The organism is Sphingobium sp. VMM (assembly GCF_056790315.1).
Map to the genome: position 1 here is coordinate 87,818 of NZ_JBXGSI010000004.1, position 14,303 is coordinate 102,120.

At 61.1% G+C, this 14,303-nt stretch carries 18 protein-coding genes; 8 read left to right on the forward strand and 10 right to left on the reverse strand.

Translation table 11 applies throughout. The features are described 5' to 3' along the window. The first annotated feature begins 27 nt into the window (after nucleotides 1-27). A complete protein-coding gene (locus ACUCV3_RS06865) occupies nucleotides 28-432 on the forward strand; it encodes a hypothetical protein (RefSeq protein WP_036530295.1) in 405 nt (134 codons plus the stop codon). A 93-nt stretch (nucleotides 433-525) separates the two neighbouring features. Here the strand turns inward: ACUCV3_RS06865 and ACUCV3_RS06870 are convergent, their stop codons facing one another. After that, entirely contained in the window at nucleotides 526-672 is a 147-nt protein-coding gene (locus ACUCV3_RS06870) for a hypothetical protein (RefSeq protein WP_155276474.1), read from the reverse strand. A 36-nt stretch (nucleotides 673-708) separates the two neighbouring features. Here ACUCV3_RS06870 and ACUCV3_RS06875 point away from each other — a divergent pair, with 36 nt between their 5' ends. Together ACUCV3_RS06875 and arsH are read left to right on the forward strand one after the other, a co-directional pair. Further along, the gene (locus tag ACUCV3_RS06875) at nucleotides 709-1,143 is read left to right on the forward strand and encodes a GNAT family N-acetyltransferase (RefSeq protein WP_010338401.1); all 435 of its coding nucleotides are present in this window, start codon (nucleotides 709-711) and stop codon (nucleotides 1,141-1,143) included. Further along, nucleotides 1,140-1,880, forward strand: coding sequence for an arsenical resistance protein ArsH (arsH, locus tag ACUCV3_RS06880; protein ID WP_010338400.1), 741 nt, complete (start codon nucleotides 1,140-1,142; stop codon nucleotides 1,878-1,880). The genes ACUCV3_RS06875 and arsH overlap by 4 nt, the downstream gene beginning before the upstream one ends. Nucleotides 1,881-1,950: 70 nt before the next feature. Here the strand turns inward: arsH and ACUCV3_RS06885 are convergent, their stop codons facing one another. From ACUCV3_RS06885 to ACUCV3_RS06915, 7 genes are all read right to left on the reverse strand, one after another. After that, on the reverse strand, nucleotides 1,951-2,616 hold the full coding sequence (locus ACUCV3_RS06885; RefSeq protein WP_029547841.1) for a cytochrome b/b6 domain-containing protein: 666 nt from the start codon (nucleotides 2,614-2,616) through the stop codon (nucleotides 1,951-1,953). 65 nt (nucleotides 2,617-2,681) lie between these two features. Continuing rightward, entirely contained in the window at nucleotides 2,682-3,947 is a 1,266-nt protein-coding gene (locus ACUCV3_RS06890; protein ID WP_010338398.1) for a TolC family protein, read from the reverse strand. Beyond that, the gene (locus tag ACUCV3_RS06895) at nucleotides 3,944-4,243 is read right to left on the reverse strand and encodes a DUF3240 family protein (protein ID WP_010338397.1); all 300 of its coding nucleotides are present in this window, start codon (nucleotides 4,241-4,243) and stop codon (nucleotides 3,944-3,946) included. The genes ACUCV3_RS06890 and ACUCV3_RS06895 overlap by 4 nt, the downstream gene beginning before the upstream one ends. Next, nucleotides 4,236-7,325: an efflux RND transporter permease subunit gene (locus ACUCV3_RS06900; protein WP_037509346.1), complete on the reverse strand. Its 3,090-nt coding sequence runs from the start codon at nucleotides 7,323-7,325 to the stop codon at nucleotides 4,236-4,238. Before ACUCV3_RS06900 ends, ACUCV3_RS06895 begins: the two co-directional genes overlap by 8 nt. 9 nt (nucleotides 7,326-7,334) lie before the next feature. Continuing rightward, complete coding sequence (locus ACUCV3_RS06905) at nucleotides 7,335-8,444, reverse strand: efflux RND transporter periplasmic adaptor subunit (RefSeq protein ID WP_010338395.1); 1,110 nt, start codon at nucleotides 8,442-8,444, stop codon at nucleotides 7,335-7,337. A gap of 48 nt (nucleotides 8,445-8,492) precedes the next feature. Next, the gene (locus ACUCV3_RS06910; protein ID WP_010338394.1) at nucleotides 8,493-9,506 is read right to left on the reverse strand and encodes a sensor histidine kinase; all 1,014 of its coding nucleotides are present in this window, start codon (nucleotides 9,504-9,506) and stop codon (nucleotides 8,493-8,495) included. After that, nucleotides 9,500-10,180 carry a response regulator gene (locus ACUCV3_RS06915; RefSeq protein ID WP_010338393.1) on the reverse strand — a complete coding sequence of 227 codons (681 nt, stop codon included), beginning with the start codon at nucleotides 10,178-10,180 and terminating at the stop codon, nucleotides 9,500-9,502. Before ACUCV3_RS06915 ends, ACUCV3_RS06910 begins: the two co-directional genes overlap by 7 nt. Before the next feature lie 205 nt (nucleotides 10,181-10,385). Here ACUCV3_RS06915 and ACUCV3_RS06920 point away from each other — a divergent pair, with 205 nt between their 5' ends. Continuing rightward, nucleotides 10,386-11,078 carry a VIT1/CCC1 transporter family protein gene (locus ACUCV3_RS06920; protein WP_010338392.1) on the forward strand — a complete coding sequence of 231 codons (693 nt, stop codon included), beginning with the start codon at nucleotides 10,386-10,388 and terminating at the stop codon, nucleotides 11,076-11,078. Between the two features lie 120 nt (nucleotides 11,079-11,198). Here the strand turns inward: ACUCV3_RS06920 and ACUCV3_RS06925 are convergent, their stop codons facing one another. Together ACUCV3_RS06925 and ACUCV3_RS06930 are read right to left on the reverse strand one after the other, a co-directional pair. Beyond that, on the reverse strand, nucleotides 11,199-11,591 hold the full coding sequence (locus tag ACUCV3_RS06925) for an ArsR/SmtB family transcription factor (protein WP_010338391.1): 393 nt from the start codon (nucleotides 11,589-11,591) through the stop codon (nucleotides 11,199-11,201). Further along, entirely contained in the window at nucleotides 11,588-12,211 is a 624-nt protein-coding gene (locus ACUCV3_RS06930; RefSeq protein ID WP_010338390.1) for a peroxiredoxin, read from the reverse strand. The genes ACUCV3_RS06925 and ACUCV3_RS06930 overlap by 4 nt, the downstream gene beginning before the upstream one ends. 87 nt (nucleotides 12,212-12,298) lie before the next feature. Here ACUCV3_RS06930 and ACUCV3_RS06935 point away from each other — a divergent pair, with 87 nt between their 5' ends. Genes ACUCV3_RS06935 through ACUCV3_RS06950 form a run of 4 tightly spaced genes read left to right on the forward strand, consistent with a single transcriptional unit; the run spans nucleotide 12,299 to nucleotide 14,292 of the window. Next, entirely contained in the window at nucleotides 12,299-13,216 is a 918-nt protein-coding gene (locus ACUCV3_RS06935) for an MBL fold metallo-hydrolase (protein ID WP_010338389.1), read from the forward strand. After that, nucleotides 13,213-13,662, forward strand: a complete 450-nt coding sequence (locus ACUCV3_RS06940) for a YeeE/YedE family protein (protein ID WP_010338387.1) — start codon at nucleotides 13,213-13,215, stop codon at nucleotides 13,660-13,662. The genes ACUCV3_RS06935 and ACUCV3_RS06940 overlap by 4 nt, the downstream gene beginning before the upstream one ends. 16 nt (nucleotides 13,663-13,678) lie before the next feature. Further along, nucleotides 13,679-13,885 carry a YgaP family membrane protein gene (locus ACUCV3_RS06945; RefSeq protein ID WP_010338386.1) on the forward strand — a complete coding sequence of 69 codons (207 nt, stop codon included), beginning with the start codon at nucleotides 13,679-13,681 and terminating at the stop codon, nucleotides 13,883-13,885. Continuing rightward, a complete protein-coding gene (locus ACUCV3_RS06950) occupies nucleotides 13,882-14,292 on the forward strand; it encodes a DUF6691 family protein (protein WP_010338385.1) in 411 nt (136 codons plus the stop codon). Before ACUCV3_RS06945 ends, ACUCV3_RS06950 begins: the two co-directional genes overlap by 4 nt. Nucleotides 14,293-14,303 lie beyond the last annotated feature (11 nt).

Here is a 14,303-nt window from a genome sequence, read left to right on the forward strand (position 1 = left end):
CGCGTCTCGTAGCTAAGAGCGCAATCGGTGCATCGACTTCGCAATCTTGTCCTTGCCAATCGGCCCCTTGCCTGCGCGGTGCTTGTACTCGCGCTGATGATGAAGATCGTCATGCCGGCGGGGTTCATGCCAACCGTTTCGAACGGGCGGATCGTGGTCAGCATTTGCTCGGGTACCGGGCCGATGACGATGGTCATTACGATCCCCGGCCTTGAACATGGGAAATCCGGTAGCGACGGTCATCAGGGCAAGGCAGAACAGCCTTGCGCCTTCTCAGGCTTGTCGGCGCCGTCCCTCGCTGCTGCGGACCCAATTCTGTTGGCGGCTGCGATTCTGTTCGTGCTGGCGCTCGGCACGCGCCCTCTGGTGCTGCGAGCTTCGACAGCGCCACCCTATCTGCGTCCACCCCTGAGGGGGCTTCCGGCAATCTGATCGTTCGTCGTCGCATGAGGGGCTGAGGGGACGGGTGCGTGTATCGCGTCCGCCTCCTTCGCTGTCATGCACCTGCGTCCGATTTGGCTTGGCTCAATGCGCGCTCTTGCGGCTGCCAGGCCTGCCGAGGATTACCATCATGATAATCGCTGCCTGGTTTTGCCGGGTTCGCCACTTCGCATGACTGCGCGAAGTCGCATCCTCCTGCGCCAGTTCCATTTGTGGCTGGGCGATCGTCAAGCGGACCCGTCCCTGGTATGAAGCGGGAGCGGCGGCATGACGCAGGTATATTTCTCGGAGGCTCGCCACGCCGATGATGTCCTGCGGCTCGCGCTCGGCGCCGCGCAGCTCCCGACCGACGATCTCGGCGGTCCCGACCAGATGTTCTTCAGCCTGTCCGACGATGAAGAGCTGATCGGGTTCATCGGCCTGGAAGGTAGCGGCACCGACCGGCTGCTCCGCTCGCTGGTCGTGCTGCCGACCCGGCGCGGCAAAGGATATGGCCGGATGCTGGTCGAACGCCTTGAAGGCGTTGCTGATGGCGCGGTCGAGCGGCTGCACCTCCTGACCAGCGGCACCGGGGAGTTCTTTCGCAGGCTTGGTTACACCGATGCCGATCGCGACGCCGCGCCGGCCTTCATCGCAGCGACCGCGCAGTTCACGTCGCTGTGCGGTCCGCGCGCGACCTATCTCGTCAAGGATCTTGGATGACGCGCCTTCGTGACGTACCCGACGCCGACCATCTGCCAGCACTCGATCGCGGCATCGCGATCACCCGGCCCGCCGCCGGCATGGGCGACGATCAGCCGCCGCCTCGCATCCTGCTGCTGTACGGGTCGCTGCGCGAACGCTCGTTCAGCCGACTCGCGGCTGAGGAAGCGGCACGACTGCTGATCCTCTTCGGCGCGGAGGTGCGGATATTCGATCCCAGCGACCTGCCGCTCCCAGATCAGGTGAAGGGTGACGATCATCCGGCGGTCCATGAGCTGCGCCAGCACGCGCTCTGGTCCGAAGGCATGGTTTGGTGCAGCCCCGAGCGGCACGGCCAGATCACCGGCATCATGAAGGCGCAGATCGACCATCCGCCGCTGGAGTTCGGCGGCATGCGGCCGACCCAGGGTCGCACGCTCGCGGTCATGCAGGTGTCGGGCGGCTCGCAGTCGTTCAACGCGGTCAACACGCTGCGCCTGCTTGGCCGCTGGATGCGCATGATCACGATCCCCAACCAGTCGAGCGTGGCGATGGCGTTCAAGGAATTCGACGAGGCCGGCCGCATGAAGCCGTCGAGCTATTATGACCGCATCGTCGACGTGATGGAGGAACTGGTGCGGTTCACGATCCTGACCCGCCCGCACGCCGGCCAGCTCGTCAACCGCTATTCCGAACGGAAGGCTGTACAGGCAAAGCGTAACGCTGCCACCGATCTTGCGGTCCAAGCCGTTCTGTAGGCCAGCACATCAATCATCGACTAATCGGAAAGCCGAGCCGCCATCGCCACGTTGCAGCATCACCTCCATCCTATTGTGCTCGGCCGGGAAGCATCGCTGTAAGGATATACTTCCCACTCCTCCTCGTTTCGAAAACAACTCCGGCAAGGTGGAGGGCAATCAGAACGTACAGCAAATTTACCGCTGACTCGTGCACTTCCTTCAAGGGCTCGTCCTCTGCGTCATCGACTGTCTCTTTCCGCTCAGAACCTTTGAGTAAGACGCTGTCCCTGTTATCTGTGCCTCGACCAACGGCGTGGGACGGAGCCTCGCTAATCCATTTCGTGGAGGGCAGACCAGCCATGCCAATGCCGGTCGCTATGATGATGCTAAGCGTTCCCCAAATAGCGTAGACCATCAATGCACCTAACGGATTGTGCGATGGATGGATTTCATTGTGTCCGGCTCTAATCTCCCGGATATGGGCAAGCGCTTTACGCGGGCTCGGTGGGAACGCTGTGAACCGTGCCTCTTTGGGTCCAACGAAACCCCAGAGCAGTCTAAACGCCAAAACGGTTGCGAGGGCGTATCCCACCCAGACGTGCGGCCCCGAACCCTCTTCCGTGAAAATTGCATTCCCGATGACAGCAAGAACGATTGACCAATGGGTCACCTTAACAACGGGGTCCCATTTCGCCTTTGCTCGGGCTGAGTCTTTTAGGGGCCGGACTGGGATTCCAGGTTTTGAACTCTGCATTTCAGATTCCTCCGCGTGAATGGGAAGATGACTTCATTCTCTACAGCGATTGCCAACCTACGCCCTCATGGCTCCTTCTCGTTACCTTGCCATATCGTATGAGAATCGATGAGTAATTTCACGATAGCTCGTGTCGCAGAGCTGCGTGCGTCTATGGCCAGCCGGTCCGCATCATGTGCTTGCCGTCGGGAATAGAGCAGATCGGACAGGTCGATAATGCCCCCTTCGTACCCGCGCTCCGTCCGTGTGGCGGCGTCGAGCGAACTTCTGGCAGCACCCTGAAGCCGCTGCCAAGCGACGTAGCGGCCAGAGGCGTTCGCCATATCAGTATCGGCCATCGCCAGCACCATCCGGCGCGCTTGCGCGAGATCCATAGAGGCAGCGGAGGCATTGGCTTCCGCCTGATCCTGCTGGAATTTCCGGTATCGTCCTCCCAATGGGATCGAGAAGACGACACCGACACCGCGTTCAATGCCAGAACGCTCGCTAAAGGCCCGGACGCCCAGCTGTGGGTCCGGCAAGCGATCAGCCTTCGCCCGCCGTGCGACGACTTCAAGACGCAGAGCTTCGCGATCAGCAGCCCCAATTTCATGACTGCGCTGGATCACCAGATCATGAAGTGCAGTCAGGTCCTGAGAAGGCAGGACTGGATCAGCCAAGGATGGTGCGTCCGACGGCAGGGCCAGATCGGGGAAGTTCGATTGCAGCAGCGCTCGCGCCTGTTTCATATCAGCCAGGCTGGCTGCCGCGACACCCTTGGCCTGATCGAGCGCCGCCTGGGCCTGGTCGGTGTCAAGCATCGATGCATCGCGTAACTGCACTCGCCTCTTCACGGCAGCGAGACCGCGTTCGAGTAATGCGACGTTCGATTGATCCGTGCGGTTGAGCTCGCTTGCCGTCAGCCAGTCGTACCAGAGCTGCGACAGATACAAGGCCGCCTGATGGCGCGTATCTTCCATCCGGTTTTGCGCGACCTCGACACCAAGCTGGCCTGCCTCGCGATCCAGGGCAGCCTTCCCGGGCAAGCGAAAAGATCGGCTGACCGTGCCGTCGAACTCCGTATAATTCCGCTCCAGCCGCACGTCGCGATTGATGTAGCTTCCGGTGAGCTGGACCTCGTGAGGGCCAACGCGGAGCATATCGCTCGCCGCCGATGCAGCGCCGACGCGCTTGCCCGCTGCCTCGACGGTCGGATGACCGTCAAGCGCCTTCACCACCTGCTCCTCAGGCGGCAAGGACCATTGAAGACCAGTCGCTTGCGCGTGCGCGGCAGTTGCGAGCGCAGTCGCTATCGAGATGGATAGCGGCAAGAGGGCAGTCAGCTTCTTCATGAAATCCTCCCGCGCTCGATGATCGGCAAGGAGTGCCAGCGCACAGGTTGTTTGCGGCGCGATGAGGCAACCGCAGCGATTATGGCGGGGATCATGGAATCCTCGACGACGAGCTCGAATGCGATCCGATGGAGGACTCCTCTTACCTGCTCATGCGTTCCGGCGTCGCTGAAGTCGCGACCGAGAACGGCTTCCTCACGGCGATGGATCGGCGCGGACGCAACGGTTCGAATAGCCTCCACCAGAGTTCCCGCATCCGGAGGGGAACAGTGGAGGACCAGCAGAAGCTCAGCCATTGGCCAGCACCTCTTCGAAATCCTGCTCGCCGCGGCCCTCTCCGAACCTTTCGAAAAGGATCGGGAGAAGTACCAGAGTGAGCAACGTGGACGTGACCAGCCCGCCGATGACCACAATGGCAAGCGGGCGCTGTATTTCGGATCCCGGACCGGTCGCGAACAGCAGGGGGACCAGGCCGAAAGCGGTAATACTCGCGGTCATTAGGACGGGGCGGAGGCGTCGCTCGGCACCCAGGCGCACCGTCTGCGTCATGCTCTGCCCCTCCTGACGGAGTTGGCGGAAATAGGAGACCAGCACCAAGCCGTTCAGCACCGCGATGCCAAGCAGAGCAATGAAGCCGACGGAAGCAGGCACTGACAGATACTCTCCCGATGCCCAGAGCGAGATCAGGCCGCCGACCATGGCGAAGGGAATGTTGACCAGGATCAGCGTGGCGGCCCGCAGCGAACGCAAGGTGGCGAGCAGGACGAAGAAGATAAGGAGCAGCGCGACGGGAATGACCATCATGAGCCGAGCCGATGCACGCTGCTGATTTTCGAACTGGCCACCCCACACGATGCGATAGCCGGGCGGGAGCGGCACCTTGCTCGCGACTGCGGCCTTCGCCTCGTCCACATAGCCCACCAGATCACGACCAGAGACGAAGGCCTGGACCAGAGCGAAGCGGGAACCATTCTCATGGTCGAGCTTCACCGGACCCTGCGTATGCTTCACCTGCGCCATGTCGCTGACCCGGGCGAGCGTTCCACCCGGCGTCATGATCTGCAGGTCTTCAAACCGGGTCGCATCATTGCGGATGCTTTCGTCACCGCGGATGACGATCGGGATCCGCTTCTGACCTTCGGCGACGATACCGGACCGAACGCCTTCCACCTGTGCGCGCAAGGTGTCCTGTAACTGATCGATCGGCATGCCAAACCGGCCTGCGGCTGCTCGGTCGATGTCGAGCTGCAGGTAGTCCACGCTGTCGTTCGCGACCGTCAACACTTCCGTCGCGCCGCGCACCTGGCCCAACTCATGCTGCACGCGACCTGCAAGATCCGCGAGGACCGCCGAATCCGGTCCGAAAATCTTGACAGCCAGGTCGCCCCGGGCGCCGGTCAGCATTTCCGAGACACGCATTTCGATCGGCTGGGTGAAACTGGGCTGGATGCCAGGCAGGCCGTCGACGGCCTTGCGGATCTGCTCCAGGACGAACTCCTTGCTGCCGCGCCACTCGGACTGCGGCTTCAGACGGACGAAGGTGTCGGTCTCATTAGGTCCCATCGGATCAAGCCCGATTTCGTCAGCACCAACCCGCGCGATGACTTCCTGCACCTCGGGGACACCCATCAAGGCGCGCTCGACCGCCTTGTCGCCCTCGACGGACTGGGCCAAGCTGATGGAGGGAAGTTTCGTCAGCTGCACGATGACCGACCCCTCATCCATCGTCGGCATGAAGGTTTTGCCCACCGCTCCATAGGCCAATCCGGCGAGGACCAGTCCGAGAGCCGAAAGGCCGTAGACCAGGCTCTTGCGCGCAAACGCGCCATTCAGAAGCGCACGGTAGCGAGGCGTTAGCCAGCGCATCACCCATGGGTCTCCATGATGTCCGCTTTTCAAGCCGAACGAAGCAAGGACGGGGACGAGCGTCAGCGCCAGCAGGAGCGATCCCGCAAGGGCGAAGACAATGGTGAGGGCAACCGGCGCGAACAGCTTGCCTTCCAGCCCCTGCAGCGCGAGCAGAGGAAGGAACACAAGTGCGATGATGATGATGCCCGCCGATACCGGCACAGTCACGTCGCTGGTTGCGCGGAAGACTTGGTGAAGGCGCGGATGGGAGTCATCCTGTTGGTGCGACAGACGCTCTACGACGTTCTCCACCACAACGACCGCACCATCCACGAGCATGCCGATAGCAATGGCCAGTCCACCGAGGCTCATGAGATTCGCGGACAACCCGGCCATGCTCATGAACAGGAACGTCACCAGCGCGGCCATCGGCAGTGTGACCGCAACGATCGCGGCGGCTCGCCAGTCACCGAGGAAAACGATCAGAAGGATCACGACCAGGACGGTCGCTTCCAGCAACGCTTCCTCAACCGTTCCAATCGCTCGGCCGATCAGATCGGACCGATCGTAGAAGACCGCGATGTGCGTTCCGGCTGGAAGGCCACGCTCGACCTCTGCCAGACGGTCTTTGACGCCGGTCACAACCTGCCGTGCATCGGCACCGCGAAGAGCGATCACAAGGCCCTCGACCGCCTCTGCCTTGCCGTTCTTGGACACCGCGCCATAGCGCGTCAGGCTTCCGGTCCCGACACTCGCTACATCTCCCAGGCGGACGATACGGCCGTCACGGCTCGTTATGACCAGCGACTGAAGATCGGCGACGGACCGGATCGCGCCGACAGCCCGAACGATCAGGGATTCTTCGCCAGTGACGAGGCGGCCGGCTCCGTCGTTGCGATTGCCACTGTCGATGGCCGTCTTGATGTCGGCAACGGAGAGGTGGGCTCCGGCCAAGGCGAGAGGATCGGGCCGGACCTCGAATGTACGGACATATCCACCAAGCGCGTTGACGTCGGCGACGCCGGGCACAGTCCGCAGAGCGGGACGGATGGTCCAGTCGAGAAGCTCCCGCTTCTGCTGGAGGCTGAGCGGCCCCTCGATCGTGAACATGAAGATATCGGACAGAGGCGTGGAAATCGGCGCCAGGCCGCCCGACACGCTCGCCGGCAGATCCGCCATCACTCCGGAAAGGCGCTCCGCGACTTGCTGGCGCGCCCAATAGATATCTGTGCCGTCGGTGAAGTCGATGGTGATATCGGCGATCGCATATTTGGCGGACGAACGCAGGATAGACTGCCGGGGAATGCCCAGCATCTCCATCTCGATCGGGGCAATTACGCGGCTCTCAACCTCCTCCGGCGTCATGCCGGGAGCCTTGAGAATGATCTTGACCTGCGTCTGCGCTATATTGGGATACGCATCCACGGGTAGCTGAACGAAGGCCCATGCGCCGAGGCCGGCGACAGCCAGTGCAAGCGCTACGACGAGCAGGCGATAGGACAGAGCCTTCGCGACGAGTGACTGAAGCATGGGCCCGACCTATTTCGAGATGGCGAGCGCTTTGAGCGCGCTTGTGCCCGTAGTGACGACGTTCTCACCGATGCTGACGCCGGTCAGGAGGAGGACTTGGCCATCCACCGCGCCGCCCTTTGTCACCTCGCGCTGAACATAACCGCCCCGGACCGCGACGAAGACCACCGACTTGCCGTCTGTATCTACTACGGCCGCGGCAGGCAGGACGACTGCGCCTTTCGGTGCAGGCCCGAATATCGTGACATTGCCGGTGGCGCCTGCAATGACCCCTGGAGCAGCGGGAAGGCTCGCCTTCAGCGAGGCAGATCGCGTCATCGCGTCGATGGTGCTGCCGACAGATGTGACGGTGCCAGAAAGCGCGCCGAGTTTGACCGTCATGCCGGGTCTGATCTGTCCAACAAGCCGCTCGGGAACCTGGGCGACGACTTCGTAACGGCCATTCGCATCGATCACATAGGGAGCAGTCGTCCCGTCCAACGGGTCGCCTGTCTGGATCTTGGCACGCGTGATTCTGCCCGCGATCGGAGCTGTCAGCGTGTAGGTGCCGCTGCTCCCATGCCCGCCGACAAGGCTGAGAATGCGGCTTTTCTCGCGAACGTCCGCACGCGCCTCCATGGCCACTGCGCGGGCTTCGTCGGCTCGCGCTCCGGCTATCACCCCTTCCTTGTCCAGCTGGGAGAGCCTGGCTGCACTCGTCTGCGCGACGCCCAACCGTGCATTTGCACGCGCGAGATCGGCGCCCAGCGTCAGAATGTCGCGGCTCGAAACCACGGCCAGTGGTTGCCCGGCCCGTACGCTGTCGCCTTCCACGACCATGGTGCGCATCACCACACCCGGAAGTGTCGCGGTCACCGCCACACGCGCATTAGCGGGCGGACTGATCGTGGCGGGGAGATCGGCGATCGGCGCTTCTGATGCAGGCAATGCCGGAGAGGCCTTGATGCCGAGCAATCTCGCCCTGTCCGGCAGCACGGCAAGCATGCCGGCAGCTTTCTCGGTCTTGACCTGCGTTCCCGCCGAGACGGTTTCCGAGCGAGGAAACATAGTCCAGCCCAAGCCCGCGACTGCGACGGCTACAATGGCGCCGCCCACCAGATATTTGCGTCCGTTTTCCATTTCGCCGCGATATCGGGTTCAACCTGACGGCGTCTTGACGATGGGAAATTACTGCAGGCGGAAATCCAGGATGAGTTCTCTCAAGGTCTCGCTCGTTCGAATATGACCGTTATGTGCGCTCATAATCCGATGGGTTATGGAGAGGCCGAGACCCGCGCCATGGGGGCTGGCATGGTCTGCTCGCTGATGGCGGCGGATGAGTTGCGCCAGCTTCTCTTCGCTGAGGCCGGCGCCTTGGTCGCGCACCCTGATGATCGCTCCGGGCCCGGATATGATCGTCACGGTGCCACCCATGGGCGTCGCGCGGACGGCATTTTCAATAAGGTTTCGGATTCCCGCCCCGATCGCTTCCCTGTGGCCGTATATCTTTGGCACCTGGCCTTCGGACTCTATCGCGATCTCGCGTCCTTGCGCGATGACGGTCGCTGCCAGGGACGAGACACTGTCTTCAGCCAATGTCTCGAGATCGAGTGGCTCAGGCGTCATGGGCATGGTGGCGTCCGCGTCGATCTGCGCCAGTAGCAGGAGCTGATCCACAAGACGGCGCATGGCGCTGACCTGCGCCTTCAGAGGATCTCCATCCGATCCCTCGCGTCGATCAAGCTCTAGAGACAAAATGGCCAACGGCGTCCGCAATTCGTGGGCGACGTCAGACGCAAAATCCGCCTGTTGCTGAGCTGAGGTGTCGAGTCGGTGAAGCAGGTTGTTGATGGATCGCACGAACGGTTTCGCTTCAGCAGGCATATCGGCTTCATCGATCTGCATCCCGCGTTCGGTCGGTGCGGTTTCGATATGACGCGCCGCTTTGCTCAGGGGCTCGAACGCCGTTCTGATGACCCATGTGGTTGCAAGGCCCATTGGCAGGATCAGCACCACCAGTGGGATGAGAACATGATCGAACAGTTCCGTCGATGCCGCGTCGCGCATGGTCGGATCGAGCAAGGCGCTAAACGGTATGCCATATTCCGAGAGGACAGCGTAGATCAGCGACACCGTACCGATGGCGCCAACCAGCAGCAGGCCACCGATGAGCCGATGGCCAACCGAAAGTCGCTTCAGCACGGTTCCCGGTCTTCTAGCAAGTAGCCTAGCCCCTTGATCGTATGGAGCATGTTGCGAGCTCCGCATTCCTCAAGTCGACGACGCAGCCGCGAGATTGCGGCATCCACTGCATTAGGGGATATCTCGTCTCGAAAACTATACAGTGCATTTTCGATACGAGATCGACGAACGACTGCACCAGCCTCCCGCATGAGTAACTCAAGCAGGCTGGTCTCGCGAGGTGACAGATCGATGGCCTTACCCTGATACCGCGCGCGATGAGCGCTCGTGTCATAGGATAGGCTGCCCACCTCCAACACGGGCGCTGCCCGAGCTCCCGGACGGCGAAGTAGTGCCCGAATCCTCGCTGCCAGCTCATCCGCCTCTACCGGTTTGACGACATAGTCGTCAGCGCCGCCGTCCAGTCCATCGACCCGCTGCTGGAGCGAACTGCGGGCTGTCAGCATCAGGACCGGCACCGCAAGGCCCGCGTCACGCCTCTTCTTGATCCAATGTACGCCGTCACCATCGGGCAAGCCCAGATCGAGGATGAGTGCATCATACTGAGCCGACCCAAGAGCCAGATCCGCCTCCGCTGCCGAATAGGCACAATCGCATACGAATTTCCGACGCGTAAGGCCCTCCGCCGTCAGATCTGCCAGGTGGCGATTGTCTTCAATGATCAGAATGCGCATGCTCTCATCCGGCGATGGTTTTACCCGGCATATTACCGAACCGATCTGACATCGTCCTGACCATATGAATTTCTTCTGACGCTTGTGATCCGATACGGCGTCGCGCCTCCAAATTTGTGCGGATCGAGCTTGCCGGACTGGCACGAGATAGCGAACAGGCTATAATGCGGGTCAAAGAAATGGCTTGGCTTCAAAGGGGATTACGATGCGCAGCCACCGGGAAACCCATCTCGTCTCTCGTATCGGATGGCTTCGTGCCGCGGTGCTAGGCGCCAACGACGGCATCGTATCCACGGCTAGCCTGATGATCGGCGTCGCTGCGTCCGGTGCCTCCCGTTCTTCCATGTTGATATCTGGTATAGCGGGTCTGGTGGCCGGCGCGATGTCGATGGCGGCGGGCGAATATGTGTCGGTAAGCTCTCAGTCTGACACCGAAGCGGCGGACTTGCGCCGGGAGCAGCAGGAAATCGCTGACAATCCCGATGCGGAATTGGCAGAGTTGGCTGGTTTCTATGTTCAGCGAGGGGTCGACGAAAAGACCTCGCATGAGGTTGCGAAACAACTCATGGAGCATGATGCACTGGGTGCTCATGCTCGCGAAGAACTCCACATCACCGAGATGACTGCCGCACGCCCGATCACAGCGGCATTGACGTCTGCCTCGACGTTCACGGCCGGAGCCCTGCTGCCTCTCATCCTTGCGGCTTTGCTGCCGGCGTCGCTCACCGTAACAGGCGAAGCGCTGGGATCGCTCCTGTTCCTGGCGCTCCTGGGATGGGTGGGAGCTGCCGCTGGCGGTGCAAACCCGCTCAAACCTGTCGGTCGTGTGGTGTTCTGGGGGGCGTTGGCCATGGGTTTGACCGCTGGCATTGGCAGCTTGGTCGGGAAAGCAATTTAGGACAAAGGCCCAAAAGCTGCGCACATGAAACTTCTTCTACGACGTTAAGAGCGTGTCGCTTGCAGCGACCACCGCAGCACTCGCTACAAAGCCAAACGAGGCAAACAGCGCGTAAATATCTTAATCAAGCACTTGAGCAAATCCGGCCACCCCTTCAGGTAATGATGGACGACGCTCCGGTTTGGCAGACGGCCGGATTTCTTCGACCTTACCCAGGCCTCCGAAAATCGCTTCCATTGTTCGGACGCACAAAGCGACCCCCTCGTCAGCAAGCGCGTACCAAACGAGTTTGGCCTCCTTTCTCGTTTGAACGAGATTGGCCCGGCGTAACTCCCCTAGCTGCTGGCTGAGTGCTGGTTGGACAATGTCTGTCGCTTCGCCGATCTCCGATACGTTGCGCTCCCCGCGTAACAGGCAAGAGAGGATCATGAGGCGCTGTGGTTGCGCAAAGACCTTGAGCTTTTCGGACGCGACGGTCGCAGCTTCGCGGTCCTCGTAAAATGCCTCGTTCATAGCGCGTCCGCAAAGCGGCAAAACCAGTCCTGGCGATCTTCTGCGATGTCAGATGGTGGGCAGAGCAAAGGCTGTCCTTCCCGCCATCCTTCAGGCGCAAGTTTCTGGGCACTGCCCACCACTTGCAGTGCTTTAAGCAACCGCAGCATCTCATCGACCGATCGCCCAACATTATGGGGGTAGCATGTGATCGCCCTTATGACCCCTTCGGGATCGATGAAGAATGTCGAACGCATAGCCATGCTGTCAGCAGATTGCTCGTCAACCATGCCATAGGCATGCCCAATCGCCATGCTCGGATCCTCGATTATCGGGAAGCGGACATCCGCTCCGAGCGTCTCTCGGATCGCTCTGACCCACGCCATGTGCGAGTAAAGGCTGTCGACTGACAGTCCCAACAGCGACGTTTCAAGGGCATCAAATTCCGACTGCCGACGGGCGAGTTCAGCGAATTCGGTGCTGCAAACTGGCGTGAAGTCAGCGGGATGGGAAAAAAAGATCACCCATCGTCCACGCAACTTTGAAAGCTGAATTTCGCCCCCGGTCGAACGGGCGCGAAAGTCTGGCGCGGGCTCTCCAATGCGCGGTGAGCGAGATTCAATTCTTTGGGCCATTTCCATGACGTCTCCTTCGACGCTCCTCCCTCTTGACGCAACAAGATTATTCGATTACACGATATATGTAAATGTGAATTTTTGAGGTTTTCCGTGGCCGACTCCGCTCTTGCAGCCGCCTCATCGCAGATCTCAGCCGCTCAAACGGACACCCCCCAGATCAAGGCGTTCTTTGACGAGCCGACCTTCACGGTGACCTATGTTGTTCATGATCCCGAGAGCCGCCACGCTGCGATCATCGACAGCGTGCTGGACTATGACCCCGCCTCGGGTCGCACCTCCTTCTCCTCGGCAAACGCGCTTGTCGCTTTTGTCGAGGAGAAGGGGCTTGCTATCGACTGGCACCTGGAGACGCACGCTCACGCGGATCACCTGTCAGCTGCGCCATATCTGAAGGAGAAGTTGGGCGGGCAAATCGCCATCGGCGAGCAAATCATCACGGTGCAGCAGGCATTTGGTAAGCTTTTCAACGCGGGCACCGATTTCGAGCGCAACGGTTCCGACTTCGATCATTTGTGGAAAGACGGTGATCACTTCCGGATCGGCAATCTTGATGTAACCGTGCTGCATGTGCCGGGGCACACGCCGGCCTGTATCGCCTATGTGATCGGCGACGCCGTCTTTGTCGGCGATACCATGTTCATGCCCGACTACGGCACGGCACGTGCTGATTTTCCCGGTGGCGATGCCCGAACCCTCTATCAATCTGCGATGCGGCTTCTGTCGCTCCCGCCGGAAACGCGGCTGTTCATGTGCCACGATTATCTTCCGGAAGGGCGCAAGGACTATGTCTGGGAAACGACCGTAGAGGCCGAGCGCCAAGCCAACGTCCATATCCATGACGGGGTAAGCGAAGACGAATTTGTCGCGATGCGCGAGGCCCGCGACAAGACGCTCGCGATGCCGCGCCTCATTCTGCCTTCTGTCCAGGTGAACATGCGCGCCGGTCATTTCCCGCCTGCCGAGGACAATGGCGTCACGTACCTCAAGATTCCGGTCAACGCAGTATGATGCTGCCCGGCTTCCCCAATGCCACCCCCGTCGCGGGGTTGGTTGGCGGCCTGCTGATCGGGCTTGCGGCAGCGATCATGCTGCTCGGACTTGGTCGCATCGCTGGTGTAAGCGGTATGTTGGCCCGCGCGTCGGGAATTTCCGATACGGGCACACCGCGCGCCATAGCGCTCGCGTTCATCGCCGGACTGCCGCTTGGTGCGCTCCTCGTCATACTGTCTTCCAGCAGTATCAGACCGCTTTTTACAGGATCAGTCCTGCAACTGGTCATTGCCGGACTGCTCGTAGGTTTCGGCACGCGCCTTGGTTCAGGCTGCACGAGCGGTCACGGGGTCTGCGGTCTCTCCCGACTTTCGCGCCGGTCGATGGTCGCAACGCTGACCTTCATGGTCAGCGGCTTCGCCACCGTTGGGCTGATGCGCGCTTTCGGTTTCATCAACGGATAGTCGGAGGACACCGGACATGAAGAGGAATATGGGAACGGTCGATCGGATGCTGCGCACCATCGCAGCCTTGGCGATCGGTTATCTCTGGTGGACCGGAACGATCAGCGGGGACCTCGGTGTCGGCTTGGCGATCGTCGCAGTTATATTCCTTCTGACAAGCGCGGTCAGCTTCTGTCCGCTCTACCGCCCGCTCGGCCTTTCAACCTGCGGCACTGGGAAGTGAAGGTCCCTGCCATCTCGTTGCTAGCGGGCACCTTGTTCGGAGCTGGGCTCACCATATCCGGCATGGCTGACCCCGCGCGGGTGCGCGCCTTCCTCGATCTGTTCGGGGCCTGGGATCCCACGCTTGCCTTCGTGATGGTCGGTGCGATGGTGCCGATGGCGATCGCCTGGTTGGTCCAGAAGCGGATGCCGCGACCGATCGTCTGCGAGGCGTTCGACTTGCCCGGTACAAGCTTGCTGGATGCCAAGTTGCTTGGCGGAGCGTCATTGTTCGGGATCGGTTGGGCGATCGGGGGACTATGTCCCGGCCCCGCACTCGCCGACCTTGCCATCGCACCAATTGAAGCCGGAATTTTCGTCGCCGCCATGCTCGCCGGCATGACCGCGCACCGCATCATTACAAAATGAAAAGAGGCCCG

Bases quoted from the DNA above. Each gene is read 5' to 3' on its own strand.
- ACUCV3_RS06930 (WP_010338390.1), bottom strand. From the start codon at position 12,211: ATGGAAATGGCCCAAAGAATTGAATCTCGCTCACCGCGCATTGGAGAG.
- ACUCV3_RS06885 (WP_029547841.1), bottom strand. From the start codon at position 2,616: ATGCAGAGTTCAAAACCTGGAATCCCAGTCCGGCCCCTAAAAGACTCA.
- ACUCV3_RS06890 (WP_010338398.1), bottom strand. From the start codon at position 3,947: ATGAAGAAGCTGACTGCCCTCTTGCCGCTATCCATCTCGATAGCGACT.
- ACUCV3_RS06945 (WP_010338386.1), top strand. From the start codon at position 13,679: ATGAAGAGGAATATGGGAACGGTCGATCGGATGCTGCGCACCATCGCA.
- arsH (WP_010338400.1), top strand. From the start codon at position 1,140: ATGACGCGCCTTCGTGACGTACCCGACGCCGACCATCTGCCAGCACTC.
- ACUCV3_RS06920 (WP_010338392.1), top strand. From the start codon at position 10,386: ATGCGCAGCCACCGGGAAACCCATCTCGTCTCTCGTATCGGATGGCTT.
- ACUCV3_RS06900 (WP_037509346.1), bottom strand. From the start codon at position 7,325: ATGCTTCAGTCACTCGTCGCGAAGGCTCTGTCCTATCGCCTGCTCGTC.
- ACUCV3_RS06875 (WP_010338401.1), top strand. From the start codon at position 709: ATGACGCAGGTATATTTCTCGGAGGCTCGCCACGCCGATGATGTCCTG.
- ACUCV3_RS06895 (WP_010338397.1), bottom strand. From the start codon at position 4,243: ATGGCTGAGCTTCTGCTGGTCCTCCACTGTTCCCCTCCGGATGCGGGA.
- ACUCV3_RS06940 (WP_010338387.1), top strand. From the start codon at position 13,213: ATGATGCTGCCCGGCTTCCCCAATGCCACCCCCGTCGCGGGGTTGGTT.
- ACUCV3_RS06905 (WP_010338395.1), bottom strand. From the start codon at position 8,444: ATGGAAAACGGACGCAAATATCTGGTGGGCGGCGCCATTGTAGCCGTC.
- ACUCV3_RS06925 (WP_010338391.1), bottom strand. From the start codon at position 11,591: ATGAACGAGGCATTTTACGAGGACCGCGAAGCTGCGACCGTCGCGTCC.
- ACUCV3_RS06915 (WP_010338393.1), bottom strand. From the start codon at position 10,180: ATGCGCATTCTGATCATTGAAGACAATCGCCACCTGGCAGATCTGACG.